Annotated in this window: 1 protein-coding gene; it reads right to left on the bottom strand. The window is 36.0% G+C overall.

All coding sequences use genetic code 11. The annotated features are described in order from the left end of the window. Positions 1–170: 170 nt before the first annotated feature. Positions 171–386 (bottom strand): HEPN domain-containing protein, encoded by a 216-nt coding sequence (locus ACYVRA_RS09005; protein ID WP_461252372.1) that lies wholly within the window; start codon positions 384–386, stop codon positions 171–173. Positions 387–445: the final 59 nt, after the last annotated feature.

The raw sequence follows: 445 nt of genomic DNA, 5'->3' as shown, positions 1-445 counted from the left end.
GTTCACGGGAATGAGACATTTTAGGCATTGATTTTAATAACATAAAGGCATCAACCAATCATGGCGAAAAACTTAGTGATAGTAGAGTCCCCGGCCAAATGCAAAGTCATCTCCAAGTATTTGGGCTGTCTCTTATACACATCTAGATGTGTATAAGAGACAGCTACAAATCATACCCCTTCTAAAGATCGGTATATTATTGTTTTTATATCTTTGGCATATTTCAAAAATTCTTTTGCTTCTTCAACGGTAGGCATACCGCTCGGCACTAATCCTAATTCTCCGGGATACCTTGATTCTGTGTATATTTCGTTCACCGCAAATAACGTTTTTTCATCAATGCCGATGTCTTCTATTCCACATATCATTCCGTTTAATTTAATCAAATCGTGTGTTTATATCAAAGGGACATTTCTTTCGACTAAATAGGCTTTCAAGTATTTTT

It is taken from the genome of Treponema sp. R8-4-B8 (genome assembly GCF_054786175.1).
The sequence above is the reverse complement of the archived record's forward strand: the minus strand, read 5'-3'. Positions and strand labels throughout refer to the sequence as shown.